Genomic DNA, 26,357 nt, shown 5'->3' with positions numbered 1-26,357 from the left:
CAGCATATCGGTACTCACCCCATAGCCGTAAGTAGGTCACGCGATAGAAATAACTGATTGAACCCACACGCGTGCCTCTAGTAAGCTCCCCCCATCATTTGGAGACACACCATGTTGCAACTCACCCACACTCAGGTTTGCCCTGCTGCCAGCGCCTCGTGCTTGGTGTCGGCTACCCGTGTGAGCGGTTTGAGCGCACTGGTCAGCTTTTATTTTGGGTATTGGTTTAGCCACTGGCGCGCCTGATACCTGAAATCGGCGCCCACTACTCAAGGGGTCGCCTACCAGAGAAATCTAACCCCCGGTCGGCTCCCCGACCGGGGGTTTTGTTTTTTAAGGCCCCCAATAATTCTGCTTCACACCGAACACTAAAAGGACTCACGACATGAACTACGCCACCTATTACCGTTACGACACTTCGACTGCATGGCGATTTAGCAAGCTCCGTTCGGGACAGCCTGCCGCCTCCGATCGGTCACCTATTGGTGGCAAGCCAACACACGTAGCCAATACGGCCAATTGTCGAACACCCCAGTAGGGCAGAGCGTGCGGGAACAGCCCGCCGCTTGCCCAGGAAGCCTTGAATATGAACTCTGCCACCGCCGCCTTGCCTGTTGCCAACCTGTCCAGCGCCAATGAAGCCCTGACCCAGCGCCTGCCCAGCGCCCTTGAGCTTAAGCACCAGTTGCCTCTGAGCCCGTTCCTGAATGAACAGATCCACACCCATCGCCAAGCCGTGCGCGCCATCCTCAATGGCGAAGACTCGCGTTTGCTGGTGATTGTCGGCCCGTGTTCGATCCACGACCCTGAATCAGCCATGGAATACGCGCGCAACTTGAAGAAGCTCGCGCTGGAAGTCAGCGACCAGATGCTGCTGGTAATCCGCGCCTACGTCGAAAAACCGCGCACCACCATCGGCTGGAAAGGCCTGGCCTACGATCCGCACCTGGATGGCAGCGACGACATGGCCGCCGGCCTCACGCTGTCGCGCGAACTGATGCGCGAGATGCTGCGCCTGGGCTTGCCGGTCGCCACCGAGTTGCTGCAACCCATGGCCGCCGGCTACTTCGATGACCTGCTCAGTTGGGTCGCCATCGGCGCACGCACCACCGAATCGCAGATCCACCGCGAAATGGCCAGCGGCCTGGGCATGCCGGTCGGCTTCAAAAATGGCACCGACGGCGGCGTCGCGATTGCCTGTGATGCGATGCGCTCGGCGTCCCACCCGCATCGCCATTTCGGGGTGGACAGCCAAGGCCATCCGGCAATCATCCAGACACCGGGCAACCCCGATACGCACCTGGTACTGCGCGGCGGTCATCGTGGGCCGAACTACGATGCGCAAAGCGTGGCGCAAGTGAAACACGACCTGGCCAAGTCCAAGGTCGCGGCGCGCATCATGGTCGATTGCAGCCACGCCAACAGCGGCAAAGACCCGCTGCGTCAACCGGCAGTGTTCAACGACGTGCTGCAACAGCGCCTGCAAGGCGATACGTCGCTGATCGGCATGATGCTCGAAAGCCACCTGTTCGAAGGCTGCCAACCGTTGAGCGCGTCGATGAAATACGGGGTGTCGGTGACTGACGGTTGCCTGGGTTGGGCGGGCACCGAACAATTGCTGCGCAGTGCGGCAGAGCGCCTCCGGGCACAGCACAAAGCCAACTGATCCATGCAGATCAAAATGTGGGAGCGGGCTTGCTCGCGAATGCGGTCTGTCAGTACCAGGTTTTCTGACTGACCCACCGCTTTCGCGAGCAAGCCCGCTCCCACATTTGGACTGTGCCAGCCTCAAGAGAGTGGATACAACGCCTCATCAAACTGCGCCAGCTTCGGAAACACCAAGGGCTGCTCATCCGCCAGCCCTTGCAGCCGTTGCTCATATCCCAGCAAAAAATCCTGCCGCGCCTCGGCACTGATATACGGCACATGCCAGGCCACAAACGGCGCCAGCACGTCATACCCGACATACGCCAAAGTGCCGCGCAGAATCGGGCGCAGCATCTCCTCCAACGGCCCGTGAATCGCACCCTCACCAAACATATGCTCGCGCCCGCCCAAGGTCACGGTGACCAGCGCGCGCTTGCCCGCCAGCCCGCCCTGATCGTAAAAACGCTTGCCGCCGTAACACACGCCGGACACCAGCACGCGGTCGATCCAGCCCTTGAGCATGGCCGGTGCCGAGAACCAGAAGATCGGGAAGTTGAGGATCAGCAGGTCGGCCCACAGCAGCTTGTCCAGTTCGCCCTGGATGTCCGCCGCAATCGACTGATGTTTAACGCCCAGGCGCTGCTCCAGGGCATACACCAGATAATCCGGATTCTCCCGCGTGGAAAAGTCGGCGGCCGATGCCACCGGGTTCCACTGCATGGCGTACAGGTCGCTGACCTGCACTTCGTGGCCCTGGCGTTGCAACGTGCCGAGCGCCTGATCGCGCAGCGCCGCGGTAAACGACTGCGGCTCAGGGTGAGCGTGAACAATCAACACCTTCATGTGCATTCCTTAAACAGTGGACGCCGCCCGTTGGGCCAGCAAATGGTCGAGCCAGTCCGGATCCATTTCCGGCTCCGATGAAAACAACAGGTCGGTGTAAGCCTGGTACGGCGGGGTAAAAATCGCGCTGCGGCGGCCTTGGTCCACCACCCTGCCCCGTTGCATCACCAGCACCTCATCGGCATAGGCCAGGCCCAGGCGCAGTAAGCCGCCGGGTTTGGGTGTCGGCTTGGCCGAAGAGGCGCTGTGTTTGAGGAAGTCCCGTCGGTGCATTGCTTGAGTCATTTTGTTGTTGTTTTCGCTCATGGTCTTGCTCCTGTAAAGGTCAACAGGCACAGGCATGTTTGAGCTCGATCAAGGTCACGCCATTGCGTTTGAAACCGTTGCGCAAGTCCGTCTGCAACTCATCCAGACTCTTGGGTTGGTTCACGGTGCAGCCGAACGCCTGGGCGAACAGCGCAAAGTCCGGGTTACGTGGCAGCACGCCGATGGGCTCGATATCCAGGCTGAGCATGTCATCGCGGATCTGACCGAGGGCGTCGTTGTTCCACAGCAGTATCACCAGCGGGCTGTTCAGCTCCTCGACAGCCGTGGCCAACTCTTGGGCGGTGTAGAGAAAGCCGCCATCGCCCACCAGCACCAGGCCCGGACGCAGCGGCGCGCCGAACTTGGCGCCAATGCCGGCGGGCAAGCCATAGCCCAAGGTGCCGTAGCCGGTGGGGTGCAGCCAACTGCGCGGGGCGCGGCTGCGGTAGGCATAGTTGCCGGTGTAGGCCAACTGGGTCATGTCGCTGCTGATAAAGGCGTTAGCGGGCAGCTCCGCCTCGATGCGGTCAAAAATGGCCTGGTGAATGGACTGCAAAGGGCCGTGCCCCAACTCCACCGCCTCAAGTAATCTCGCGACCTGTTGGCGTGCCGCATCGGTATTTCGCGGTGCCGGCGGCAGACGTTCGAGCAAGGCCAGCAAGGTCTGTTGGGCATCGCCTTTGAGCGCCACGGCGCAGGGGTAGAAATCGTTGAACTTGCGCGGGTCGATATCGATGCGCAGCAGTTCGCCGGTGATGGGCAAGCGTTCGCGCCAGTAATCGGTGTCGGCCATTTCCGTGCCCACGGCCAACACCACATCCGCCTCGCTGATAAGCTGCCAGCCGGGTTCCACACACAGGGTGGCGCCGGCATTCAACGGGTCATTCACCGGCAGTAAGCCCTTGCCGGCCACACTGCTGAAAAACGGCGCGGCCAACAGTGTGCTCAAACGCTGCAAGGCCTCACCCGCCGCCAGCGCGCCGCCACCGGCAATGATCATGGGGCACCGCGCCGCCGCGAGCTTGGCCACGGCCTGCTCCAGCGCGTCAGCGGGTGGCAGGCCGCGCCCCGGACGCCGCACGACTTCATGGCTCCAGTCGCGCCTGATCGGCGCTGCCAGCACATCCAACGGCACCGAAATATGCACCGGCCGTGGGCGCTCGCTGTCGAACACCGCATAGGCGCGGGCGATCAATTCGGGCAAATCCTCGGCACTCAAGGCCACCGCCGAAAACGCGGTGATCGGCGCGGTGATGGCGCGCTGGTCCTGGGTTTCGTGCAGGCTGCCCCAGCCTTTGCCGAGGCTGGCGGTGTGATTGACGCTGGAGATCACCAGCATCGGGACCGAGTCGGCATAGGCCTGGCCAATCGCTGTAGCGGCATTGGTGACGCCGGGCCCGGTGATTACAAAACACACGCCCGGTTTGCCGCTGACCCGCGCATAGCCGTCGGCCATAAAACCGGCGCCCTGCTCGTGGCGTGTCAGCACGTGGCGAATGCCGCTGCCGGGCAAGCCTCGATACAGTTCCAGGGTGTGCACGCCCGGAATGCCGAACACCGTGTCGACGCCATAATGGGCCAGCAAGCGCACCAGCGCCTGGCCGCCGGTCAGGGTCTTATCTTGCATGTTCATCTCCTAGGCGAATCAACGCATCCACCGCCAGCGTGCCGTGGGCATTGACCAACAATGGGTTCACATCCAGCTCCAGCAACTGCCCGGCGTTGGCGCAGGCGTAGTCGGCCACCGCGCGAATGGCCGCCACCAACGCATCCATATCCGCCACTTCACGCCCGCGAAAACCTTGCAGCAAGGCCGCGCTGCGCAGGCTGAGCACGGCGTTGCGAATCGCCTCATCGGTGGTCGGCAGCAGCAGGCTGCGGCTGTCTTTGAGCAACTCCACCAGGACGCCACCGGCGCCAATCACCAAGGCCAGGCCAAAGTTATTTTCGCGCTTGATGCCCACGATCAACTCGGCCAAGGGCTGGGTAGCCATGGCCTCCAGCAGCAGTTGGTCGAAGACCACGCCCGGCGCATAGGCGGCAATCTGCCCGCGCATTTGCACAAGCGCGGCGGTCAGGGCAAAACCATCCTGCAGGTTCAGCGCGACGGCCCCGGCTTCGGTTTTGTGCGGCAGGTCGGTGCTGACGGCCTTGAGCACCAACGGGTAGCCCAACAGTTTGGCGTCGGCGATGGCGCGCCCTGGCGTGCTCAGCACCGCCGCAGGCGTGCTCAAGCCAAAGGCGCGCAAGGCCTGTTTGGACACCCATTCATCCAGCGCCAGGCCTTGGCCCGCAAGCGGCTGCGGGCACAGCGGGGCAAGGATCGACTCGCCGCGCTCGAGCAACACACGACGATGGTTTTGATAATCGGCAATCCGCCCCCAGGCGGCGAGTGCATCTTCCACGCCTTGCAGCGCGGCAATGCCGTGGGCATGCAGGCGTTCGCGGGCATGGGCGGGCAGTAATTCGGGAAAGGCCGAGGTGACAAAACCGGTTTTGCCATGGCGGTTGAGCGCGGCGCAAAACAACTCCAGCAACAGGTCGCATTCCTTACGCTCGCCGGTGAATTCGGCCGGGTAATCCAGCACCAGCATCGCCGCATCGGCGTCGGTGCGCAGGGCCGTCTCGAGCATGCATTCGAGCGCTGCGCGGTCGCCCCAGATGGCGGTGGTGAAGTCCAATGGGTTGACCAGGTTGGCGTAGCTGGGCAGCACCTGCGCCAGCTCGGCGCGCTGGCCTTGGTCGAGTTTTGGCAAGGCCAGTTGGTTGCGCTCGGCGTAGTCGGCAATCAGCCCCGCGTCGCCACCGGAACAGGCCAGTGCGATCAGGCAATTACCGGCCGGCAGATTGCCGCAAGCCGCGGCTTTCAAGGTTTCGACAAAACTCACCGGCCCACTCACGCGGATCACGCCAAGGCGCGCAAACAGGCTGTCGTACAGCGCATCGGAGCCAGACAGCGAACTGGTATGACTCAAGGCCAACTCGGCGCCGATCTGCGACACACCGGTTTTCAGCGCGATAATCGGGATGCCTTTTTCCAGCGCCTTGTGCGCCGCGCGGGCAAACCCCGGCACATTCTTCAAGCCTTCCAGGTGCAGGCCGATGGCGGTCACGCGCGGCTCATCGAGCAGCACGTCCATCAACTCGGCAACCCCCAACTGTGCCTGGTTGCCGACCGACGCCATATACGCAATGGGCAGCGAGCGGTCGCTCATCGACAGGTTGTAGGCGAAGTTGCCGCTTTGGGTGAGCACCGCTACGCCCTTCTCTACCGCCTTGCCGCCGTGGGCCACCGGCCACAGCGCGGCGCTGTGCAAGTAGTCCAGCAGGCCGTAACAGTTGGGGCCGAGCAAGGCCATGTCGCCCGCCGCAGAAACCAGCTGCTGTTGCAAGGCCGCACCATCGGCGCCCGTTTCAGCAAACCCGGAGGCGTAACAAACGGCGCCGCCAGTGCCGATGGCGGCGAGTTCGGCGACGCAGGCCAAGGTCAGCTCACGGTTAGTCGCGATAAACACCGCATCCGGGCCGTAAGGCAAATCGGCGACCCGACGCACACACGGGATGCCGTCGAGGCGGTCATGCTGCGGGTTGACCAGCCACATCGGCCCGGTAAAACCGCCGTCGGCGCAGCGCTTGAGGGCGCGGGCCATGCTGCGCCCGCCGACAAAAGCCAGGTGCCGGGGCGCCAGCAGGCGCTTGAGGTTGTCGCCAATAGCCTGGGACATAAGCGTTCTCCGCGCCGATCAGCGCAACAACGGCCGCAACAGTTCACGGGCAATAATGTGCCGCTGGATTTCCGACGTGCCTTCCCAGATCCGTTCGATCCGCGCGTTACGCCAGATACGCTCCACCGGCCCTTCGTCCATCAAGCCCATGCCGCCGAAAATCTGCACGGCTTCATCGGCCACCTTGCCCAGGGTTTCACTGGCAAACAGCTTGGCCATGCCGGCCTCGCCATCGGTCATGCTGCCCTGGTCCATCTTCCAGGCGGTGTGCAGGGTCAGAAGCTCGGCGGCGCGAATCTGCGTGGCCATGTCGGCCAGCTTGAAACTCACGCCCTGGTAGGTGCCGATGGGCTGGCCGAACTGCTTGCGGTCCGCCGCCCATTGCAGCGACACCTCCAGCGCACGCTGGGCCTGGCCGACACAGTTGGCAGCCACCATCACGCGCCCGGCGGTGAGCCAGGCATTGGCCACTTCCCAACCCTTACCGACCTCGCCGAGCACTTTGGAGGCGGGCACACGGCAGTCGTCGAAGAACATTTCATAGGTGTGATAACCACGGTTACTCACACACTTGGGACCGCGGCGGATGGTCAAGCCGGGCGTATCGCGATCGACCAGAAATGACGTCACCGCATTGCGCTGTCGGCCGTTGTGTTCGTAGGTGTCGGTCACGGCAAACACGATGGCAAAATCGGCGTGGCCGGCGTGGCTGATGAAGTGCTTGCTGCCGTTGATCACAAAGTCATCGCCGTTGCGCACGGCGCGGGTCTTGATCGCGTTGGCGTCGGAGCCGGCGCCGGGTTCGGTCAGCGCAAAGCAGTCGATTTTCTTGCCTTGCACGCACGGCAACAGGTAGTCCTCGACCTGCGCGCCGGTGCAGGCCATCAGGATCTTTGACGGGCGCGCGACAAACACATGCAGCGCCCACGAGACCTTGGACAACTCACGCTCGATCAACGCCTGGGACAGGTAATCCAGGCCACCACCGCCCACCTCTTCGGGCATGTTGAAGGCGTAGAAACCGGCAGCGACAGCCTTGTCGCGAATCTGCGCGGCCAGCTCGGGCGACACCGCGTCGGCGCGGTCCACCGCGTCCTCATGGGGCAACAATTCCTTGGCAACAAAGCTGCGTACCGCGTCCACCAACATGTCTTGTTCTTGGCTGAGTTGGAAATTCATGGCGCTACCTGTGTGTGCTTCCTGTGTGGGCTTAGCGACCGGAGAAAACCGGCAGGCGTTTTTCCATCGAGGCACGCAGCGCTTCGGCGCCGTCGTCGCTGCGCCCGCACAACAGCCCGGCGGCCCGTTCGGCCTCAAGCTGTTCAGGCAGGCTACGCCCGGCGCCTTCGCGGATCAGGGTTTTGGTCTGGGCGAAGGCGAAGGTGGGGCCGTTGGCCAGGCGCGTGGCCAGCTCGCCCGTGTGAGCGTGCAGTTGCTCATCGGCGACCACTTCGCCCACCAGCCCGGCGGCCAGTGCGCGCTCGGCGCTCCACAGCTCATCGAGAAACAGCAGGCGCTTGGCTTGCTCGCTGCCGATCAGGCGTGGCAAGTGCCAGCTGGCGCCAGCGTCCGGCGAATACGCCATGCGGGTGTAGCCGGCCTTGAAGCGCGCCGATTGGGCGGCGATACGCAGGTCGCAGCACAGGCTCAGGTCCATGCCGGCGCCGACGGCAGTGCCGTTGATCGCAGCAAGCGTAGGTTTGTCGAGGGTGTGCAGGCGGTTCATCAGGGCGTGAGCGGTTTCGGTCCAGCCGTAGGTTTCCAGGGCGCCACAGGACTCGGCGTCGGCCCACTCAGCCAGGTCGGCACCGGCGCAAAAACTGCGGCCGCTGCCGGTAAGCACCACCACGCGCACACTGGGGTCGGTGTTGAACGCTTCGAGCACGGCATGCAGGTGCTTAAGCGTCGGGATGTCGAGTGCATTGCGCTGCGGGCCACGGTTGAGCGTGATCCAGGCAACGCCAGCTTGCACCAGAGTGAGCACGGGCGAATCGGTAGTCATGGCTTCCTCGAATTATTTTAATTGGCGTGAGGGGTGCGACATGGCGAGATACTAAACGAGTGTTCAGCAAGGAGGCAATCGGCAAACTGCAAATATTTTCAGGGCGAAAAAAAACGCTCGAAAAGAGCGTTCAGGCGCTGAAGGGAAGGTTCAGGCTTTGAGCTGGTAGCGCGCGCGACCGCCGCCTTGCAGGCCGTCGACCCAGGCTTCGCAGATCTGGATGCCCTGCTGCGGCGTGAACGTGCCGGGGTTGAGCCCCGACTCCAGCCACAACCCATCAAGCAACGCGCTCAAGCCGATGGCGGCCAAATCAGCATCGAATTGCTCCCAGCCTTCCTCTTTGGCCATGTCCGCCAACGCCGAACGCATAATGGTGCGGTACTCGCCATAGGAATGCTCGTGGGCCTGGTTGATCGCCGGCGCGGTCTTGACCGCGCCCCAGAACACCAGCCAGGCATCCAGCAATTGCGGGTCGAGCAGTTCAGCCGAAAAGGAGCCACGAAACAGCGCCGACAAACGCTCACGCGGCTGCGGCGGCGCCTTGGCCATGGTCTCGCGCAACAGGCTCATGACTTGGGCGGTGATGGTGCGATAGGCCTCGGCCACCAGCTCATCCTTGCCCGAATAGTGATGGCTGATCAGCCCGACCGACACCCCGGCCTCGGCGCTGATCTTGCGGATCGAAGCGCCCTGAAAACCGTCACGCTTGAGGCACGTGAGCGTCGCCTGGACCAGGTTGGCCTTGCGCAATTGCGGCTCCATGCGGGAGAAACGCGATTCCTGGGTCATGGGGCGGTGTCCTTCGGTTGAGTCGGCGGAACGACTCTACCTCAGTCACGGTAACCGGGCGACACCCGATCCAGCATCCGCAGCAACGCGCCTGAAGAACCGCATCATGTCCAGCGGGCATGACACTTCGATGCCGACGGATAACCGGGTCAATGCGCAGTTGATCGCCTATCACCGTGCGCGCGCCGAGGATGTGTGCGCGTGCATCGCTTGCAATCAGGCCTGTATCGGTCACTTTCACAAGGGGTTGCCAATCGCCTGTATCCAGCACCCGAATACCGGGCGCGAGCTGCAGTTTGGCCACCTGCAACCGACGTTGAAGCGCCGCCGTATCATGGTGGTCGGCGGTGGCCCGGCAGGGATGAAAGCCGCCGCCGTGGCCGCCCAGCGCGGCCATGACGTCACCCTGTTTGAGGCCAGCGCACAGCTGGGCGGGCAGGTGTTGTTGGCGCAGTTGGCGAACCGATGCTGCTGGAGAATATCGACGGCCTGATGTTGTGCCTGGGCCATCAGCCGGTGGACACCCTGGGCGCGGAGCTTGCGGGGCTGGTGCCGTTTGATCGCATCGGCGACTGCCTGGCGCCGCGCACCGCCGAAGAGGCGATCTACGAAGGACTCAAGGTAGCGTGGAAACTCTGAACGACGAACCGCATCCACTGTTTCCGGCACCCGCATTCGCGGCCTGCGCGAGGCACGCGGCCTGACGCTGACCGAACTGGCGTACCCATCGATCCCGGAGCTGTTCAATATCGCCCGCAGCCTGGGCGTGACCATCCAGTGTTTTTTTGCCAGCGAGGCCGCCCCTGCCCCAGCGGATGAAGGCTATGTGGTACGCAAAAACAATCGTCAAAGCATCCGTTATGAAGATGGCATCGTCGACCAACTCCTGACCGCGTTGCCCAACCACCAACTGGAGATGCTGCACGCATGCTTTCCACCCGGTACCTACAGTACCTACAGCCAGCAAAGCTACAGCCATGAAGGCGAAGAAGCCGGTTATGTGTTGAGCGGCACGTTTGAGCTGTGGGTCGGTGAGCGGCATTTCCGGCTGGCTGAAGGCGACAGTTTCAGCTTTGCCAGCAGCGAGCCGCACCGGTATGGCAACCCAGGCAAGGTGGATACAGTGGTGATCTGGGTGATTACCCCCCCCCTGACATTTTAGGCCGCCGGCGCAAATGCAGACGTTTCCTACGGGAACCGACGACAGTGGCGCGGCTTGCCATCAGTGGTGAGGCGCCCTGTCGCTTGCTATAAAAATGGCTACTTCTTTTCGAGGTTGTCGCCATGTCTTTATTGCATTTGTTGTTTGGGAAACCGACTCAGGATGATTGGGATCGAGTAAGGGATGTCAAATCCCGAAAAACCTGGAAGCTCGTACGTGGAGGCATCGGCCTGGACATCGATGAGGTTATTGCGTCAGAGGGTTACAAGGACGCTGTGCGCCAAGTACAAAAAATGGAGTCCGATCATTCATGGGCCTGCTGATCATTGTGCCGTTACTGGTCAGTGGCTATCTGGTCTGCCTCAGGCACCCGTTTTTCTACTTGCGCCTGCATCGCTTCCAGGGACAACTGCTTTACCTGCAGGTAGCCAGGCTCGGCATGCTCTGCCTGATCGTTGCCACGTTTTTAAGTGCTGCCCTGCTGACGTTGTCAAAACAAACGGCCTTTATCGCAGGGTATGAAATTGCGGCGGACTACAGCCAAAAACTGGGTACGTTATTGGTAGAACTCGACATTGCCAATGAGAAAAACTGCATGCTTTGGGTTTTCATGTTGCAGGCGGGTATGACCGCTCTGGCGATTCCCTTTTTCTGGGCAAGGCTTTATGTACGCATGAAGAAGAGAATGCTGAAGCTGGAAACCGACACGCAGCTCTACCACGTGCTTTCGCTGGGTATTCTTGAGGGCACGCCATTCAAGCTTTTATTGAGAGAATCCATCGTCAAGTGCGTGCCGTGCATGTTCAGTTTAAGCGACAGGAAGGTCTATGTCGGGATTGTATTGTTCGCAGGCACGCCCTCGGAGTCCGAAGGCATTGGCCAGGGGTTCAGCCTGGTGCCCATACTCAGTGGTTACCGGGACAAGGACACATTGGAGGTCACGCTCCACACTCACTACTCTTCTATAAACCGCCCCAGGCCGATCCTGCTGGTTCAGGAAAACGTCGTGTCGGCCACTCGCTTTGACTTCACCACATGGACCCGTTCCCAGTCCCGCAGAAGCCGAAAGGCGCAGCAGGGGCAGTTCCATCACCACCGCCCTGCGCGCCGCCCGGTAGAAGCCTCGCGCATCTGCGCATGAGGCTGGGTATCACGGCCACTTGAACATATCGTCCACCGGCACACGGTAGCCGGTAGCCAGGCGGTTGGTCTCGTTGGCCATGCCGACCACGGCCTGCAACTCGCCAAACATCTCGTCGGTCATGCCGGCCTTGCGTGCGGCGGCGGTGTGGGAGGCGATGCAATACGGGCAATTGTTGGTCACGCTGACCGCCACATACAGCAACTCCTTGGTCAGCGGGTCGAGTGCTCCCGGTGCCATGATTTCCTTGAGGCCTTCCCAGGTGCGGCGCAATGTCGGCGGGTGGGCAGCCAGGCATTTCCAGAAGTTGTTCACCTGGTCGACCTTGCGTGTTTGCATGATGTCGTCGTAGACCGCGCGCACTTCAGGGCTGGCATCGGCGTATTCGGTGAGGTGTTGGGTCATGGTCTTTCCAAGGCTGGCATAGAGCATTCTGGAATACCGCGCCGTACCCATTGCTGGCAAGTGAAGCCGCTAAACCTCGGGTGACAAAGTTGACCAACGGTCATGCGAACCCATGCTTTAGTGAACGGGCGCGCAAGGCACCGCCCCCTCGCCACGGCAAGGCCATGGGCATTCGTGATTTGTGGTTAAGAGTCCTTTTCGCAATGGGCGGTTTTTCCGAGTGAACGACGGGGGGATACTCGACTCCATTGTTCACACCTCTTCTGGAGTTACTGATGTCTACCCCAACCCCAAACGTCCCCGCCTTCGGCCTCGGCACCTTCCGCCTGCAAGGCCAGGTGGTGATCGATTCTGTGAGCACCGGCCTGGAACTGGGCTACCGCGTCATCGACACCGCGCAAATCTACGAGAACGAAGCCGATGTCGGCCAAGCCATTGCCGACAGCGGCGTAGCGCGTGATGAGCTGTTTATCACCAGCAAGATCTGGATCGCCAATTTCGCCGAAGGCCAGTTGATTGCGAGCCTGCGCGAAAGCCTGCGCAAACTCAAAACCGATTATCTCGACCTGACGCTGATCCACTGGCCATCGCCGGAAGACCAGGTGCCGGTCGCCGAATTCATGGGCCAGTTGCTGGAAGCCAAGCGCCTGGGCCTGACCCGCCAGATCGGCATATCCAACTTCACCATTGACCTGATGAAGCAGGCAATCGCTGCGGTGGGTGCCGAGAACATCGCCACCAACCAGATCGAGCTGCACCCCTACCTCCAAAACCGGAAGGTTGTGGATTTCGCCACCGCCCAGGGTATCCAGATCACGTCGTACATGACCCTGGCCTACGGCGAAGTGCTCAAAGACCCGGTGATCCAGCAGATCGCCGAACGCCATCAAGCCACACCGGCGCAGGTCACGCTGGCCTGGGCCATGCAATTGGGTTACGCGGTGATCCCGTCGTCGACCAAACGCGCCAACCTGCAAAGCAATCTCGAGGCCCTGCACCTGACCTTGAGCGCAGCCGATATGGCGCAAATCGCCGCCCTGGAGCGCGGCCATCGATTGACCAGCCCCAAGGGCATTGCGCCGAAGTGGGACTAAACCCCGGCCAGGGGTTTGCGCGATAACTCCCGCAGCCACGGCAACACCCGCAGGCCCGTCGTGGCCTCGGGTGGGTCGATGATATCCATGAAGTGTTCAAGATTGACGTTGTCCGGCACACCCGGCAACCGCACCAGTACGGCAGACTTTGTACCCGTCGACCTGCCCAGGTCCTGATGGTCGTAGAGCAGCACATGCCGCACCTGCGGCTGCGGCCCGCAAGCCTGCTGCGCCAGCCCCGCATTAATGATCAACACGTCGAAGGGTTCGGCCGGGATCGCGGTGAGTATCTGGACTTCCTGATAGGTCTGCACCGGCACAATCCGGTGGTAACCCAATTGATTGAGCATTTTTTCGATATACAGTCGTTGCAGGTGTTGTTCATCGGCAATCAGGATGGTCAGTGCTTTGTTCGGCATGGCGAACCCCTGGGCTGGCAGCGCTCGTCAGTGAGCGTCACCCATTTTCCAGACATATACCGAAGACAAAATCAGGCATATTCCCCCTTCATGTAGGAGTTCTCCCAAATCTACCGAATACCCCTCAACGGCGGTCAGAGCTGCTTGCAATAAGCATCCATGCGCTGGTGCAAATCAGCAATCGCCGCGTCTATCGCTTTAACCGCCACGGCCAATGCACTGCGCTTGTGCCGCTCACACACCGCCTCCAATGTTTCGCAACAGGCGATCAACGTCTCAGCCTTGACCATTCGCGCCCCTCCTTTGACGCGATGCGCGAGTTCGTGCAGCTCGCCAAAACTGTGCTGACGTAGCGGCAATGCCAATATCGCACGGTCTGCTTTCAGGCTGTCGAGCAAGGCGCCCAACAGCTCCTTGAGCGCGGCGCTATCGTCCCCTGTTACGACGGTCAAAGCCGTCAAATCAAACCCCGGCTCAGCGCCGGGTGACTCAGGCCCGAGCGCATAGGCGCTCAGCGCCGAGCGCAAGTCCTCAAGCCCGGCAGGCTTGAACAGGCAACCATCCATGCCCGCCTGCCGGCAGCGCTCGGTTTCTTCGGGCTGGGCATTGGCGGTAAACCCCAGCAGCAGACAGGCGTGCAAGCCTTGCTCATGCTCTTGCGCACGGATTTCACGCGCCAAGGCATAGCCATCCTTGAGGGGCATGTTGCAATCGGTGATCACCACATCGGGCCGCTGGGTTTGCCAGCGCTCCAAGCCCTGGACGCCGTCTTCGGCAGTGCAGATGCGGTGTCCCAGAAAGCTCAGCTGCCGAGCCAGCAGCAGGCGATTGGCCGGGTAGTCATCTACTACCAGAATGTTCAACACACGCACGGGCCGGGTGGGTGCCGGCGTGGCCGAAACCTCGCGTGTTATTGTCGCTGTCGTCGCTAATGTGAGTGCCACGTCCACCCGCGTCCCCTGCCCCAGCATACTGCTCAACTGCAGATTGCCCGCCATCATTTCGCACAACGTGCGGCTGATCACCAACCCCAGCCCCGAGCCGCTGCGCGCCGATTGCTCGGTATTGCTGCCCTGGATAAACGGGTTGAACAGCCGCTGCTGGTCCTCGGCACTGATGCCTATGCCGGTGTCTTCTACCCATAAGGTGAGGTCCAATTGGCCGGGGTCCGATGCCAACCCGCAGCGCCCGCCCAAGCGCACCCGGCCCTGGTCGGTAAACTTGATGGCATTGCTCAGCAGGTTGGACACCACCTGCTTGAATCGCAACGGGTCGATCAACACCGCGCGATCCATTTGCGGGTCAAGCTCGACTTGCAGCGCCAGGCCCTTCGCGCGCGCCAACCCTTCAAATACCCGTGCCACCGACGTCAACAGTTCATGCAGGTTGGCTGGTTCAAGGGCTAATGACAGATGGCCGGACTCGATTCGGGCAATATCCAGAATGTCGCCGATCAGCTCCAGCATGCCATGGGAGGCCACCGAGGCCACTTCCAGGGCATCGCGGTCGGCACGCCCTTGTTCGGCGTTGGCCAGCGCCAGCTCAATCATGCCGATCACCGCATTCATGGGGGTGCGGATTTCGTGGCTCATGGTCGCCAGGAACGTGGTCTTGGCACGGTTGGCGGCGTCAGCTTCCTCCTTGGCCTCCTGCAGCTGGCCCAGCAAGCGCTGGCGCTCGCTCACATCCACCCAGCCGGCAATCATGCCCACGACATTTTCGTCGCCATCACGGTACGGGAGCATCCAGTGGTAAATGGTCAACACCTTGCCCGCAGGCAACCTGAGCACCCGATCATGAATCTGCGGCTCGCCCCGCTCCATCAAGCGCAGATAATCCTCATGGAATGACTGGGCCTGCGGCGGGTTGCCGGTGTCGGTTTCGATCACCGTCTTGCCAATCACCCCTTCAAGCTTGAAGCCAAACACATCCAGGTAAGCACTGTTGCAAGCCATCAGCCGGCCCTGGCGATCACGCACGTAGATGGGGTGGGGCGTACCGTCGATCAGCACGCCCATAAAGCGCATCTGGTCGCTCAACGCCCGCTCGGCCTGAGCGCGCTTGCGTATCAGGCTGCGCAGGTAAATCGCCCACCCCAGGGTGATCAGCAGCAATACCGCCGCCAGGCCGAACCCTTGGATAATCGTGCTGCGGTGGCGCAGCCAATGGTCTTCGATGATCACATCGGTGCGCCATTGGCTGATCAGTTCATCCATCTCCTGGGGCGGGATGCTCAGCAACGCCTTGTCCAGTATCGAGTACAGCTCCAGCTGACCCCGGTTGACCCCGAACGTCATGCGCACGGGTTCAGAGCCGACGGTGCTGGTAACGTGCAAGCGGTCGCGGTACTCAAAGGCGATCAGGTAACGCGCATAGATCAGCGAACTGACGGCGCCCTCGGCACTGCCGCTGGCGACCAGGGCCATGGCATCCGTAGGGTTCTTCGCCTCCACAAACTGGATACCGGGATAGTCGCGATTGATGACTTCACGCAGCGCGTTGCCGCTGGGGATTGCCAGGCGTTTACCCAGCATATTCTCCAGGGTCATGGTGCCAGGCGTGCCGGTACGGGTGACCAGCACCAGCGGATTGGTCAAATAGGGCCGGGTAAAGCGCACCTGGTCAGAACCTTCGATGCTGGGCGTGACCACCGCCATCATGTCCGCCCGGCCCGAACGAACCGCCTCGATTTGCTGGGGCATCGTGCCGCCCGGGACCACATCGAACTTCAAGCCGGTACGCAGGCTGATCCGGGAGAGAACGTCCGCACTCAAGCCCTCTGATTGCCCTTGTGCCGTGAAGGATGCCAACGGCAGCATCTGGTCGGACGCCACCACCCTCACCCGTGGGTGTTTTTCCAGCCAGCGTTGCTCGCTGGTACTCAGGTGCAGTCGCTCAGCCCCCAGGACGCCAAGATTGCCAGCACTCCAACGGCGCACGATATCCAGCTGCTGGTTAGTCGGGATCGACCTCAGCGCGCTGTTGATAATGCGCAGCAGGCGGATATTGTCCCGGCCCACCGCAAACGCAAAGGCGTTGGACTCCAAGGTCGAAAAGTCCGCCAGCTGTACGTTGTTGAGGTGGTTGCGATTGATCTGGTAGTGCGCGGTGATGGCATCTCCGAGGTAGACATCGGCGCGGCCAAAGGCCACGGCGCCGATGGCTTCGAAGACCGACGCAAACAGCTCCACATGGGCCTTTGGGTAGAACGCCTCGACCACATCGGGCGGCATGTAGTGATAAAGCATCGCCACACGCTTGCCGGCCAGGTCGACACTCAGGGACTGGGTGTCTCCGGTACGGGTGACCAGCACGGGCTGGTCATTGGCATAGGAGCGCGACAGGACGAGTTGCGGGTCCCCCGCCTCAAACCCGTTGGCCGAACCCAGGAAGTCGATGGAGCCTTGCTTGAGCGCTTCGATCACCTCATCACGCGTGTCATAGCGGCGCACTTCAACGCTGACGTTAAGCGCCTGGGCAAGCAACTGGGCATAGTCGGCGGTGATACCTTCCAGCTCATCGTTGTTGTTGGTCAGTTCGAAAGGCCCGTAATCGGGCGCGGAAACCCCCATCCATAGGGTGCGCCGCTCACGCAGCCAGTGCCAGTCAGCGTCTCCCAGTACCACGGGCGCGTCATGCCCGTCGAGGCTCGAATGCCCCAGCAACCGCAAGGTGTGCGGCTCATCAAGGGCAACAGCGAGCAGCGGCGGCAGGCTCATCGACACCATCAGGATGAACCGTCGAACCAGGGCCAGGATCATGTCGAATCAGATCAGATGATTGCGCTGGGCAAATTTGGCCATGTGCACCACAGAAGACATCCGCAACTTCTCCTTGAGTCGAGTCTTGTAGGTACTGATGGTCTTGTGGCTCAGCAGCATATCCAGGGCAATCTTGTTGTTGGTGTAACCCAACGCCAACATCCTCAACACGGCCAATTCGCGATCCGACAGCGAATGCACCAGTTCTTGCTCGGTGGCCTGCAAATCGTCACGGCGCACCGAACTGCTTGGCAGGCTGGGGAAACAGTTGTAGTTGGACATCACCGCCTTGATTGCTTTTTGCAGCTCTTCCAGCTCTCCGGTCTTGGCAACAAACCCCATGGCGCCGGCACGCATGCACCGGGTGGAAAAAAACTCCGGCGGATACGACGTCAATACCAGAATCTTGCAGGGCGCCCCCAGCGCCTTGACTCGGGCGATCACCTCCAGCCCACCCAGTTTTGGAATGGCCAAGTCGAGAATAATCAAGACGGGGCACCATTCTCTAACCTTCTGAAGCGCGTCCGCCCCCGTGCCGGCTTCCTCAATGTCAGTGAAGCCTTCGCACTTGAGCAAATACCTGACAGTCGCCCGTATAAACGGATGGTCGTCCACGATTAATACTTTGTTCCCACTAACTGACGCTTTGCTCATATCACTACCCTGAGAAGAATAAGTACCCTTACACATCACGCGGGACACAGGTACCTGTGAGAAATGACAGTGCCGACCAGTGGCACTGCCTTCACTCAGGTGGCCCCTTCGATCGAAGTCATGCCGAGCACATGTAGCCGAACCGTGACCACCGGCCAGCTGCAAGTGCGCAACCTTAACAACGAAATAACGTATTGACCGAAGGGGGAATCCCAATCATATGTAAGACTTTTCCTCGCAAAATAGCGCTTGCGCACGCTTCTCAGTCGGTGGTGCTCGGGCTCCAGAACGCCTGCACGACCAGGCTCGATGTGGAAATACGCGCCACCAGCGCGTCCAGTTCGTCGCCGTCTACCGAGGTCGCGGCCAGGGTGGCCTCGATTTCCACCTCTTCGCTGCCGAACGGCCGCACATCAACGTCGCTGGCCGGGTAGTTGCAGCGCGCCAGTTCGGCTTCCAGCAGCACCATCACCGCTTGTTGCTGGCTGCGCCGGGCGATGACATAGAGGATGTTGGTGACCTCCGCCGACACCACGTCCAGTGGCTGGCGGTTGATGTTATTGACGATCGGCCGCAGCAAGGTGTTGGCCGCCAGCACAAACAGGGTGCCCAACAGCGCTTCAAGGATCAGATCAGCCCCCGCACACGCCCCCACCGCCGCCGACGCCCAAAGTGTGGCGGCAGTGTTGAGCCCACGCACGTTGCCTTCTTCGCGCATGATTACGCCAGCGCCCAAAAAGCCGATGCCCGACACCACGTACGCGACCACTCGCACCGCGCCCTCCGCGCCGCCCAGGCGGTTGGCCATGTCGACGAAGATCGCCGCGCCCACCGCCACCAGCACGTTGGTGCGCAAGCCCGCCGTACGCTGGCGGTACTGGCGCTCGAAGCCGATCAAACCACCGAGGATAAACGCCGCGGTGAGGCTGACCACGGTATCGACCAGGGAGTTGAGGTTGATGTTGTTGATTGCCTGCATAAGAAAAATCTCCATGACTGCTGCGCATGCCGGAAACCTTCGTGCAGGTACGACCGACTGCACCGCGCCCGTTGTAAAGGCACAGTCAGCTTGGCCCGCCCGCCGTAAAAGGCAGGCGCGTGCGTAGCATCCCAAGTGATTTGAGGTGCTGGTCAGCGTCGATGAGAGGGATGCAGGCAGCTGCCAGGACTGGCCGCTGCCGGAATGCCGCTTCTCGCTTTTTGAGGCGAGACAACGGCATCAGGAAAAATGCGCGTTACCTTGCCAAGTAGATGCCGGTTACCGAAACTGGCCGACGACTGTCGCTCGAACAAGTACCCACTGAGGGTCTCCGCTATTGATGAAAACGTGCGGAGTCTACCCCGCGTTTTGGAGTGAGTAAACCGTAGGAAAATTTACCGATGGCGTTTGGATGGATTGTTCAGGGTGAGTTCAGAAACTGAAGATCAAGTGTGGGAGCTGGCTTGCCTGCGATGGCGGTCTGTCTGCTGGAGGTTTATTGCCTGATATTGCGTCATCGCAGGCAAGCCAGCTCCCACAAGAACTGTGTACGTCCGCTATTACGACATATCGGGCCGATCCCGCTCAACCAGCTTCAGGTAATTGTCCATCTGCCCACCTGCCAGCGCCTTGACCTGAATTGACACTGTATTCACCTGCCCTCCCATCCTGATGCCTTCACGCGTGCGCACCTGCACATACCCAAGCCTGGGCCAGAAGCGCTCGGCCTTGGTATTGCCGACCACCACCGTCAATCGCAGCCACTGGGCACCGTTGCGCACCGCCCAGGCTTCAAGATCGGCATACAGTTGTCGCGCAAACCCAGTGCCGTGCAGGCGCGTATGCACCAGCAGCAAACCGATATGCCACACGCCGACGGCCAGCAAATCTGCCGCGATGTTCACCACGGCAACCAGTGGGTCCTGCGCATCGCGATAACCCAGCCAGTACATCCGGCTGCAACGCCAACCTGCAGGCAAACAGCCCTGCAACTCTTCGTGCGCTTCGGTCGGTGATGCCGGTTCACCGTTGACCGCGATGAAATACTCGGGTGCCTGGTCAAAAAAACACTGCAGTTCACCCGCGTCGCCGGCATGCAGTTCAACCACTCGAATACCTTCAAGTGAGCAACCAACTTCCATGTTTATTTTCCCTTTAATCGTCGCGCGTCAGCACTTCCAGCAACTCGATTTCAAAACGCAGATTACTGTTGGGTTTGAGATGCGCGCCCATCGAACGCTCGCCATAAGCCAGGTGTGCCGGCACAAAAAGCGTGCGCACGCCGCCGACCTGCATGCCCATCAAGCCCAGGTCCCAGCCCTTGATCACACGCCCGGTGCCGATCACACACTGGAACGGCCTGCCGCGCTCCCAGGACGAATCGAACACGGTGCCGTCTTCGAGGGTGCCGGTGTATTGGGTGGTGATCAGCGCACCCTTGACCACGGTTTTGCCGGTGCCCTGGCGGGTGTCGGTGATCTGGAGTTCATCGTTGCTCATGGGGCTCTCGTTGGATGCGTAAAGACTTGGGTTTTCCCGCAATAGAGTGAGCTTGGCAAGTGCGCCCTCGCCACACCCTCATGCCGATCGTTCATTACAACCAATGCCAGAACCGGCTCCAGAACCCGCGGCCCAGATCATCCTTGCAACGCGCATATTGCGCAGCGTACATCTGCGAGCGCGCCTGCACCTTGCTCGCCACCGGCGGCAGCCAGGCTTTGGCCGCATAGGTGCGCTGGCGATAGCCGCCCCAGCCTTCGTGGTAGTTCAGGTATTGGCCGTAGGCGTCGTATTTGTACACGCCGTTGATGGTGTAGGTCTTGTCCATGTACCAACCCACAAAGTCGATGGAGTCGTCGAAATCCTGACGGCTCGCACCACTGCGGCCGGTGCTCTTGCGGTAGTCGTTCCACACCTCATCCTTGGCCTGGGAATAGCCTTCGGCGGTCGACACGCGGCCCCAGGGGATAATCCATAGCAGGTATTTGCGCGGGGTCTTGGCATCCTGGCGGAAGCCCGACTCTTGATACATGATCGCGAACGGCACCTGGATCGGCACGCCCCAGCGCTTTTGCGTGACCTTGGCGGCGTCGTACCAATCGTCTTTTTCACGAAAGATGCCGCAGATGTCGTTTGGCGTGCGTGGCGGTGAAGTACCGCACGCCGCCAGCAGTGAAGTGAGTAATAACAGCCCGACAGCTTTGCCTGCGCTCAAAGTGCACCTTTGCGTGATACGCGTAAAAAGCCGGTATTTTACGCATTCATTCGGGCGCAGGGGTGAGCGAGTTATCCACTGTGCCCACAGGCGGCGTCCCTGCCGCACATGTTCAGCTTAAGCCAACGGCACGCGACGCGTGGTCAGTGCGGTACGACCCACAAAGAAGCTCAACGCTGCGCCCAACAGCAACATGGCCAAGGTGCTCCAGGCTGCGCGGGACAGCTGTTTAGCCGCCACTTCACCGGCTTCACGGGCTTTCTGCTCGGCTTGCTGCTTGAGCTCATCGACCTTTTGCATGGCTTGCTGATAAGCCTGGACATAGTTGTCGACGATCTGGGTGGCTTCGGCTTTGCTCTTGCCGGTACGGGCGGCCACGATGTTGACCAGCGCGTCTTTGTCCGCTGCATTCAACGCAGGCTCGCCGGAGGCTTTGACGCGTTCGAACCACTGCTTCAACTCATCACCGGCCTGGGCAGGGTTGGTCGCGGCGTCCTTGGCCGATTGCTTGCCGTCGGCGGCGGCCTGGTCGGTTTTCTGCTCGACGTTGGCCGGGTCCAGCTCAGGCTTGCCGCTCTGCTTGAGCAAGGTGTCGAGTTGGCCTTGCAGGCTGTTCCAATCGAGTTGGATACCCTGCTCGTTCAACTGCTGCTTGATGCTGTTGCCGATCCCAGGCGCAGCAGCGGCGATACCACTGCCGGCGGCGGACAAGCCCTTGCCCACCACATTACCGGCGGTGCCGACCACACTGGCGGCCAGACCAGCCAGCAGCCAGGTGGTGAGCAAGGTGGTAAAGGTCCAGGTCAGTAAGCCGTGCAGGCCGCCACGGTCCGGTGCAGTGCGCCCGGCCACAAAGGCGCCGAGGCCGACGGCCACCAGGGTGGAAACAAACAGCCAGATCCCTGCACCCGTGCCGAAGCCGCTCAGGGGGTTGCCCGCTTCCATCGGGTTGACGGCACTCGCGCCAATGGCCGTGCCCAGCACGCTGAGCACCAGGTAGGTCACCAGGGCAATTGCACTGCCGGCCAGCACAGAGCTCCAGGACACGCGAAACGGTGAACGGTTGGTTTCATAGACAGTTGTCATGATTAATCCTTTGAGTGGTTGACCGTATCAGTCTGGCGAGGCCGCTGCCGGTCGTCCCCGCTCAAATGCACCAGAGCCTCTGGTGCATTCGCACCCCGCAAGGGGCACGTTGTGTGCACTATCCTGATGCCTGGGTGTCGTACCCTTCATGCGCCCATCCCCGGAGAGACCATGACCCAGGACGTTCTTGCCAAAGAAACCAACCGCCGCCAATTGCAGCAGATCATTTCCGGGTTATCGGACGGTGTGATCCTGGCCGAAGTCGACCAGACCATTCTGTGGGCCAACGAAGCCGCGCTGACCATGCACGGGGTCAGTGAGGTGGAGCAGCTCGGCGCCAATACCGAGCAATACGCCAAGCGCTTTGCCTTGCGCTATCGCAACAACCACCCCTTGCCGCTGGACAGCTACCCGCTCAGCCGAGTAGCAGCCGGTGAAGAATTCAGCGATGTGGTGGTGGAAGTCACCCCCGCCGACGACGAAGACCGCCGTTGGGTGCACCGCTTGCGCAGCCTGGTGCTGACGGACGCCCACGGCGAACCGGAGCTGTTGGTGCTGATCCTCAGCGACGCCACCGAGTGGGCCAGCGCGGAACAACGTTTCGAGAAAACCTTCAACGCCAACCCGGCACCTGCGGTGATCTGCCGTCTCAGCGACCTGCGCTACATCAAGGTCAACCAGGGTTTCCTGGAGATGACCGGTTACAACCGCGACCAGGTCATCGGCAAATCCGTGTATGAACTGGACGTGCTGGAACACGCCGATCGCAAGGACCTGGCCATCCAGCGCCTGGGCGAAGGCGCAACCATCCCGCAGATGCAGGCCGAGCTGCGCCTGCCCGAAGGCGGCAGCAAACTGGTAATCGTCGCCGGCCAGCCGTTGGACATGAACGAGGAAGACTGCATGCTGTTTTCCTTCACCGACCTGGAGCCACGGCGCAAGGCCGAGACCGCCTTGCGCCAGAGCGAAGAACGTTTCGCCAAATCCTTCCGCCTGACACCGGTGCCGACCCTGGTGTGCAACGCCGCCAACCGGCAAGTGGTGGATATCAACGAAGCGTTCATGAGCATCACCGGCTACACCAGCGAAGAACTGATCGGCAAGAACGTCGAGGACATCCACTTCATCGACAGCGCACCGGCGGGAGCGCAATTGTTCACTACCCTGGAAAACGCCGGCAACCTCGAAGGCCAGGACCTCAAGGTGCGCAAGAAAGGCAACGAGGTGATCGACTGCGTGGTCTCCGCCGACACGGTGATTATCGAGGACGTGCCCTGCTACCTGCTGGTGCTGATGAACATCACCGAACGCAAACGCTCGGAGCTTGAGCTGGTGGCGGCCATTGAGGAAGTGATGCAGGACGCCTCCTGGTTCAGCCAGACCCTGATCGAGAAGCTGGCCAACGCCAAGAGCGTCAACAGCCCCAACCTGCCGAACGTGGCCTTCACCGACCTCACCGCCCGTGAGCGTGATGTGCTGGGTCTGATCTGCGAAGGCCTGGCCGACAAAGAGATTGCCTCGCGCCTGAAACTTGCACCCAACACGGTGCGTAACCATGTGGCCACGGTGTACTCCAAACTCGGCGTGCACAGCCGCAGCGCGGCCATTGTGTGGGCCAGGGAGCGTGGCTTGTTTGCCGGCGAACTGCGCATCAAAAGCAAACCCTAGAGTGCAAATGCACTAGTGCGACCAGTGCAAATTCGCCTTATTGCACTGGCGCGTGCTGCTTAACCTTGAAGAGTGGGTACAGGGCCTATGGTCCCGTGCCGAAATGGTTTGATCTCTTCCAAGGAAAGCACGATGAAAAGCGAACAAGTCAAAGGCGCCGTAGAAAAAGTTGCCGGCAAGGCCCAGGGCGTTATCGGCGACCTCACCGGCGATGATCAATTGCACGCTGAAGGTGTGGCGCGTCAGGCGGCAGGTCAACTGCAGCAAACGTACGGCGACGCGCTGGAGACCGTCGGTGATTTCGCCAAAAACAAACCCCTGACGACCGTGGCTGTCGTTGCCGGTATCGGTTTGCTTGTGGGCCTGTTGCTGCGTCGTCGTTGAGGAGGCCGAGGCCTATGTTTACCCTCTCTCAATTGCGCAACTGCATCGAAGAAGGTTTGTCGCCGCTGACCTGCGAGTTCACCCTGTGCCGGGACGCGTCACTGACCCTCAAGGTCTACGACGCCGAGACCGGCCGGGTTGACCTGGTAGTCACCGGCATCAGCACCAACCGCCTGCAGACCCCGCAAGAAGTCGCCAAGATGGTTGAAGAGTTGCGCTACGAACTGCAGAGCAACAACGTCGGCAAGCTCACGCTGGATGATTTTGCTTCAACGACGACCCAATAAAAATGCAGCCGGGCTGATTTCCAGGCCGACCTGTGTGACGTCGAGGCTAACGTGATGGGTGAGGTAACGCGACCGGGATGGCCGGTTACCTTTATGCGCTAACGAGGAAAACACACCGATCAGCGCTTGACGGGGGTGATCTCGAGAATGGTGCCGTTGGTGGTTTTGAGCAGCACAAACTTGTCCCCCACCCGTGCCCATTGGCTGTCTGCCTCCGGCTGCTTGAGGCCACGTTTTTTCCAGTCGCTGACCGCCGATTCCTTGCGCATCAGGATATCCGGGGCGCGGTCACCCTCTTTCAAATCCCGCGTATTGATGCTCGAAGGCTGCACGGTTTCCTGAGGTGTATCACCGGCCTGCACGACAAAGCTGGCGGTGGACAGCCCAGCGGTGAGCAGCAGGCAAGCGGCTAGGGTCTTGGACTTCATGGGTGCTCCTTCAATGAATGATGCGTACCCAGGTTCCGACCGCAGGCGTGGCAATTCATTCAGCCGCAGATGATGCGGCGTGCTCGTTGACTAAATGACCCAACGTTCGCGCATCAAAAACTGGAGAAGTCCTACAGCCATCCCAGCGTTCTGAGTTCTCAATTCAAACCCAGCCATGAGCTGTGGTTTTCAGAACTCAGAGGACGTTGCAAAGTGACACAACGCGTACAAGTACTTTCGCTGCAAACCACTACTCCCGATGCCCACTCATCGCGCGCAGCCCATGAGTCAATTCTGGAATTCGCCAAGCGTGAGACGAATCGCCGCGCAGAGCAGTTGATCAGCTCAATGAGGCGCTCATTGGTAGCCCTCAAAGACGATTCATTTCAGCCCCTGGTTACGTTTGTAACCGCGCCCGAACTCTACTGGAATATTCCGTGGCGCAGCGTCAAGAATGTGCAAGAGCTTAAACAGCTGGAAGCGTTTTACCGCCGGACAATTCAACAACACGTCAGGCAGATTATTCGCGCTTTCCCGGCCAGGCAGTGGGGACGCCTCATCCTGTTACCGGGTACAAATGCATTGTTAACGCCCAGCAAACAGAACCCAAACCGCTACGAGGCTTTGAATTACGTAGTGGCCGGGAACAATTTCGGGAAACGATCATTTTGGGGCGCGCCCTTGATTTCAATGTGGCCCAAGCGAAATACCGCCTTGATTGACTACATGGGCCTGTCAGCAGAGCAGGCTGTAGAAAAGGATAACGAGCTGATCATTTTCGACCCGGAAACGGCCTCGCCGGAGCTTTTCGACGGCGACCCACCTTTGGTATTTGTGTACCAACTCTGCGAGACACTCAGTGTCAATGTGTATGAACTGAGCACCTCCACCGCAAAACATCAACGCGGGTGTCGGCTGCTGCCTCTGTTCGACAACCAGCCAGTCCCGGATCTGCCCTTTGGTATTGATATTTGCGCGGATTATGGTCTCGGTCGTTTGGATGAATTGCGCAAGCCTCAGGTCAAAATCGACTTTCTGATTGCGGCGGGCCAGCGCACCGCGGCGGGTAAAGAGCTACACCAATCAGTGCAATACGTCGTCCGTAACGATGGTCGTATGTCCACCACTCCTGACGGCCGCCCGCACAGCCAATGCGAGCTATGGACTGTGATTGATGGAAAAACCCACACGGTAATACCTGCTCGGTTGGTTACTGAAAACGTCTGGCTACATCAGTTCGAGGTCGATTGACCGACGGCCGGCCAGCCTCCAGCACAGCCAAGGGTCTTGATCGTTCCGGCGCTCCAGCGTCGGAATGATCAATTCACCGCCCTTGCCCCAATGAAATAATTCGTGTAATTT

General features: G+C 60.7%; 24 protein-coding genes and 2 pseudogenes. 9 read left to right on the top strand and 17 right to left on the bottom strand.

Translation table 11 applies throughout. The annotated features are described in order from the left end of the window. Positions 1-586 precede the first annotated feature (586 nt). Entirely contained in the window at positions 587-1,666 is a 1,080-nt protein-coding gene (locus BLV67_RS20795; protein ID WP_069787289.1) for a 3-deoxy-7-phosphoheptulonate synthase, read from the top strand. A gap of 122 nt (positions 1,667-1,788) precedes the next feature. Here BLV67_RS20795 and BLV67_RS20790 read toward each other — a convergent pair whose 3' ends face one another. The 7 genes from BLV67_RS20790 to BLV67_RS20760 form a co-directional block, all read right to left on the bottom strand. Continuing rightward, on the bottom strand, positions 1,789-2,490 hold the full coding sequence (locus tag BLV67_RS20790; RefSeq protein WP_069787290.1) for an NAD(P)H-dependent oxidoreductase: 702 nt from the start codon (positions 2,488-2,490) through the stop codon (positions 1,789-1,791). 9 nt (positions 2,491-2,499) lie between these two features. After that, complete coding sequence (locus BLV67_RS33550; RefSeq protein WP_069787291.1) at positions 2,500-2,796, bottom strand: hypothetical protein; 297 nt, start codon at positions 2,794-2,796, stop codon at positions 2,500-2,502. Between the two features lie 19 nt (positions 2,797-2,815). After that, entirely contained in the window at positions 2,816-4,423 is a 1,608-nt protein-coding gene (locus BLV67_RS20780; protein WP_069787292.1) for a 5-guanidino-2-oxopentanoate decarboxylase, read from the bottom strand. Further along, positions 4,413-6,521: an acetate--CoA ligase family protein gene (locus tag BLV67_RS20775; RefSeq protein ID WP_069787293.1), complete on the bottom strand. Its 2,109-nt coding sequence runs from the start codon at positions 6,519-6,521 to the stop codon at positions 4,413-4,415. The genes BLV67_RS20780 and BLV67_RS20775 overlap by 11 nt, the downstream gene beginning before the upstream one ends. A gap of 18 nt (positions 6,522-6,539) precedes the next feature. Next, entirely contained in the window at positions 6,540-7,700 is a 1,161-nt protein-coding gene (locus BLV67_RS20770; protein WP_069787294.1) for an acyl-CoA dehydrogenase family protein, read from the bottom strand. A 31-nt stretch (positions 7,701-7,731) separates the two neighbouring features. Then, entirely contained in the window at positions 7,732-8,523 is a 792-nt protein-coding gene (locus tag BLV67_RS20765) for an enoyl-CoA hydratase/isomerase family protein (protein ID WP_069787295.1), read from the bottom strand. A 150-nt stretch (positions 8,524-8,673) separates the two neighbouring features. Then, the gene (locus tag BLV67_RS20760; RefSeq protein ID WP_069787296.1) at positions 8,674-9,312 is read right to left on the bottom strand and encodes a TetR family transcriptional regulator C-terminal domain-containing protein; all 639 of its coding nucleotides are present in this window, start codon (positions 9,310-9,312) and stop codon (positions 8,674-8,676) included. A gap of 181 nt (positions 9,313-9,493) precedes the next feature. Between BLV67_RS20760 and BLV67_RS33505 the strand changes: the two are divergent. The 3 genes and pseudogenes from BLV67_RS33505 to BLV67_RS20740 form a co-directional block, all read left to right on the top strand. Then, a pseudogene (locus tag BLV67_RS33505) lies at positions 9,494-9,951 on the top strand (NAD(P)-binding protein); the annotation flags it as partial. Between the two features lie 22 nt (positions 9,952-9,973). Next, positions 9,974-10,474: pseudogene (locus tag BLV67_RS20750) on the top strand (helix-turn-helix domain-containing protein); the annotation flags it as partial. Between the two features lie 310 nt (positions 10,475-10,784). Next, entirely contained in the window at positions 10,785-11,615 is an 831-nt protein-coding gene (locus tag BLV67_RS20740) for a hypothetical protein (RefSeq protein ID WP_069787298.1), read from the top strand. Between the two features lie 9 nt (positions 11,616-11,624). Here the strand turns inward: BLV67_RS20740 and BLV67_RS20735 are convergent, their stop codons facing one another. Then, positions 11,625-12,020, bottom strand: a complete 396-nt coding sequence (locus BLV67_RS20735; protein ID WP_065911377.1) for a carboxymuconolactone decarboxylase family protein — start codon at positions 12,018-12,020, stop codon at positions 11,625-11,627. A 275-nt stretch (positions 12,021-12,295) separates the two neighbouring features. On the opposite strand from BLV67_RS20735, the gene dkgB reads away from it, so the two are divergent. Next, positions 12,296-13,114 carry a 2,5-didehydrogluconate reductase DkgB gene (gene dkgB / locus BLV67_RS20730; RefSeq protein WP_069787299.1) on the top strand — a complete coding sequence of 273 codons (819 nt, stop codon included), beginning with the start codon at positions 12,296-12,298 and terminating at the stop codon, positions 13,112-13,114. Here the strand turns inward: dkgB and BLV67_RS20725 are convergent. From BLV67_RS20725 to BLV67_RS20690, 8 genes are all read right to left on the bottom strand, one after another. Next, the gene (locus tag BLV67_RS20725) at positions 13,111-13,533 is read right to left on the bottom strand and encodes an ANTAR domain-containing protein (RefSeq protein ID WP_056858053.1); all 423 of its coding nucleotides are present in this window, start codon (positions 13,531-13,533) and stop codon (positions 13,111-13,113) included. The two genes, dkgB and BLV67_RS20725, sit on opposite strands and share 4 nt — an antisense overlap. 134 nt (positions 13,534-13,667) lie before the next feature. Continuing rightward, on the bottom strand, positions 13,668-17,294 hold the full coding sequence (locus BLV67_RS20720; RefSeq protein ID WP_069787300.1) for a transporter substrate-binding domain-containing protein: 3,627 nt from the start codon (positions 17,292-17,294) through the stop codon (positions 13,668-13,670). 6 nt (positions 17,295-17,300) lie between these two features. After that, the gene (locus tag BLV67_RS20715) at positions 17,301-17,948 is read right to left on the bottom strand and encodes a response regulator transcription factor (RefSeq protein ID WP_065911371.1); all 648 of its coding nucleotides are present in this window, start codon (positions 17,946-17,948) and stop codon (positions 17,301-17,303) included. Between the two features lie 262 nt (positions 17,949-18,210). Continuing rightward, positions 18,211-18,927 carry an MgtC/SapB family protein gene (locus BLV67_RS20710; protein ID WP_056858056.1) on the bottom strand — a complete coding sequence of 239 codons (717 nt, stop codon included), beginning with the start codon at positions 18,925-18,927 and terminating at the stop codon, positions 18,211-18,213. Positions 18,928-19,487: 560 nt separating this feature from the next. Continuing rightward, positions 19,488-20,069, bottom strand: coding sequence for a GNAT family N-acetyltransferase (locus BLV67_RS20705; protein WP_069787301.1), 582 nt, complete (start codon positions 20,067-20,069; stop codon positions 19,488-19,490). A gap of 13 nt (positions 20,070-20,082) precedes the next feature. Beyond that, complete coding sequence (locus tag BLV67_RS20700; RefSeq protein ID WP_069787302.1) at positions 20,083-20,427, bottom strand: FKBP-type peptidyl-prolyl cis-trans isomerase; 345 nt, start codon at positions 20,425-20,427, stop codon at positions 20,083-20,085. A 94-nt stretch (positions 20,428-20,521) separates the two neighbouring features. Beyond that, on the bottom strand, positions 20,522-21,142 hold the full coding sequence (locus tag BLV67_RS20695; RefSeq protein ID WP_017138992.1) for a transglycosylase SLT domain-containing protein: 621 nt from the start codon (positions 21,140-21,142) through the stop codon (positions 20,522-20,524). A 117-nt stretch (positions 21,143-21,259) separates the two neighbouring features. Then, positions 21,260-22,228, bottom strand: coding sequence for a hypothetical protein (locus BLV67_RS20690; RefSeq protein ID WP_069787303.1), 969 nt, complete (start codon positions 22,226-22,228; stop codon positions 21,260-21,262). Between the two features lie 171 nt (positions 22,229-22,399). On the opposite strand from BLV67_RS20690, the gene BLV67_RS20685 reads away from it, so the two are divergent. The 3 genes from BLV67_RS20685 to BLV67_RS20675 all read left to right on the top strand — a co-directional run bounded on the left by BLV67_RS20685 (position 22,400) and on the right by BLV67_RS20675 (position 24,567). After that, the gene (locus BLV67_RS20685; RefSeq protein WP_065911364.1) at positions 22,400-23,896 is read left to right on the top strand and encodes a PAS domain S-box protein; all 1,497 of its coding nucleotides are present in this window, start codon (positions 22,400-22,402) and stop codon (positions 23,894-23,896) included. A gap of 132 nt (positions 23,897-24,028) precedes the next feature. Next, a complete protein-coding gene (locus BLV67_RS20680) occupies positions 24,029-24,280 on the top strand; it encodes a CsbD family protein (RefSeq protein ID WP_065911363.1) in 252 nt (83 codons plus the stop codon). 14 nt (positions 24,281-24,294) lie between these two features. After that, a complete protein-coding gene (locus BLV67_RS20675) occupies positions 24,295-24,567 on the top strand; it encodes a DUF1652 domain-containing protein (RefSeq protein WP_056858062.1) in 273 nt (90 codons plus the stop codon). 119 nt (positions 24,568-24,686) lie between these two features. Here BLV67_RS20675 and BLV67_RS20670 read toward each other — a convergent pair whose 3' ends face one another. After that, on the bottom strand, positions 24,687-24,995 hold the full coding sequence (locus BLV67_RS20670; RefSeq protein WP_056858063.1) for an RcnB family protein: 309 nt from the start codon (positions 24,993-24,995) through the stop codon (positions 24,687-24,689). Between the two features lie 213 nt (positions 24,996-25,208). Here BLV67_RS20670 and BLV67_RS20665 point away from each other — a divergent pair, with 213 nt between their 5' ends. After that, positions 25,209-26,246, top strand: coding sequence for a hypothetical protein (locus tag BLV67_RS20665; protein WP_141722736.1), 1,038 nt, complete (start codon positions 25,209-25,211; stop codon positions 26,244-26,246). Positions 26,247-26,357: the final 111 nt, after the last annotated feature.

Source organism: Pseudomonas salomonii (genome assembly GCF_900107155.1).
In the GTDB taxonomy this organism is placed as follows: Bacteria; Pseudomonadota; Gammaproteobacteria; order Pseudomonadales; family Pseudomonadaceae; genus Aquipseudomonas; species Aquipseudomonas salomonii.
The sequence above is the reverse complement of the archived record's forward strand: the minus strand, read 5'-3'. Positions and strand labels throughout refer to the sequence as shown.

What these genes read in the sequence shown, in the direction of transcription:
- BLV67_RS20675 (WP_056858062.1), top strand. Translation starts at nt 24,295, where the DNA reads ATGTTTACCCTCTCTCAATTGCGCAACTGCATCGAAGAAGGTTTGTCG.
- BLV67_RS20710 (WP_056858056.1), bottom strand. Translation starts at nt 18,927, where the DNA reads ATGCAGGCAATCAACAACATCAACCTCAACTCCCTGGTCGATACCGTG.
- BLV67_RS20795 (WP_069787289.1), top strand. Translation starts at nt 587, where the DNA reads ATGAACTCTGCCACCGCCGCCTTGCCTGTTGCCAACCTGTCCAGCGCC.
- BLV67_RS20715 (WP_065911371.1), bottom strand. Translation starts at nt 17,948, where the DNA reads ATGAGCAAAGCGTCAGTTAGTGGGAACAAAGTATTAATCGTGGACGAC.
- BLV67_RS20775 (WP_069787293.1), bottom strand. Translation starts at nt 6,521, where the DNA reads ATGTCCCAGGCTATTGGCGACAACCTCAAGCGCCTGCTGGCGCCCCGG.
- BLV67_RS20735 (WP_065911377.1), bottom strand. Translation starts at nt 12,020, where the DNA reads ATGACCCAACACCTCACCGAATACGCCGATGCCAGCCCTGAAGTGCGC.
- BLV67_RS20760 (WP_069787296.1), bottom strand. Translation starts at nt 9,312, where the DNA reads ATGACCCAGGAATCGCGTTTCTCCCGCATGGAGCCGCAATTGCGCAAG.
- BLV67_RS20680 (WP_065911363.1), top strand. Translation starts at nt 24,029, where the DNA reads ATGAAAAGCGAACAAGTCAAAGGCGCCGTAGAAAAAGTTGCCGGCAAG.
- BLV67_RS20705 (WP_069787301.1), bottom strand. Translation starts at nt 20,069, where the DNA reads ATGGAAGTTGGTTGCTCACTTGAAGGTATTCGAGTGGTTGAACTGCAT.
- BLV67_RS20690 (WP_069787303.1), bottom strand. Translation starts at nt 22,228, where the DNA reads ATGACAACTGTCTATGAAACCAACCGTTCACCGTTTCGCGTGTCCTGG.
- BLV67_RS20740 (WP_069787298.1), top strand. Translation starts at nt 10,785, where the DNA reads ATGGGCCTGCTGATCATTGTGCCGTTACTGGTCAGTGGCTATCTGGTC.
- BLV67_RS20720 (WP_069787300.1), bottom strand. Translation starts at nt 17,294, where the DNA reads ATGATCCTGGCCCTGGTTCGACGGTTCATCCTGATGGTGTCGATGAGC.
- BLV67_RS20780 (WP_069787292.1), bottom strand. Translation starts at nt 4,423, where the DNA reads ATGCAAGATAAGACCCTGACCGGCGGCCAGGCGCTGGTGCGCTTGCTG.
- BLV67_RS20770 (WP_069787294.1), bottom strand. Translation starts at nt 7,700, where the DNA reads ATGAATTTCCAACTCAGCCAAGAACAAGACATGTTGGTGGACGCGGTA.
- BLV67_RS20700 (WP_069787302.1), bottom strand. Translation starts at nt 20,427, where the DNA reads ATGAGCAACGATGAACTCCAGATCACCGACACCCGCCAGGGCACCGGC.
- BLV67_RS33550 (WP_069787291.1), bottom strand. Translation starts at nt 2,796, where the DNA reads ATGAGCGAAAACAACAACAAAATGACTCAAGCAATGCACCGACGGGAC.
- BLV67_RS20765 (WP_069787295.1), bottom strand. Translation starts at nt 8,523, where the DNA reads ATGACTACCGATTCGCCCGTGCTCACTCTGGTGCAAGCTGGCGTTGCC.
- dkgB (WP_069787299.1), top strand. Translation starts at nt 12,296, where the DNA reads ATGTCTACCCCAACCCCAAACGTCCCCGCCTTCGGCCTCGGCACCTTC.
- BLV67_RS20790 (WP_069787290.1), bottom strand. Translation starts at nt 2,490, where the DNA reads ATGAAGGTGTTGATTGTTCACGCTCACCCTGAGCCGCAGTCGTTTACC.
- BLV67_RS20685 (WP_065911364.1), top strand. Translation starts at nt 22,400, where the DNA reads ATGACCCAGGACGTTCTTGCCAAAGAAACCAACCGCCGCCAATTGCAG.
- BLV67_RS20670 (WP_056858063.1), bottom strand. Translation starts at nt 24,995, where the DNA reads ATGAAGTCCAAGACCCTAGCCGCTTGCCTGCTGCTCACCGCTGGGCTG.
- BLV67_RS20725 (WP_056858053.1), bottom strand. Translation starts at nt 13,533, where the DNA reads ATGCCGAACAAAGCACTGACCATCCTGATTGCCGATGAACAACACCTG.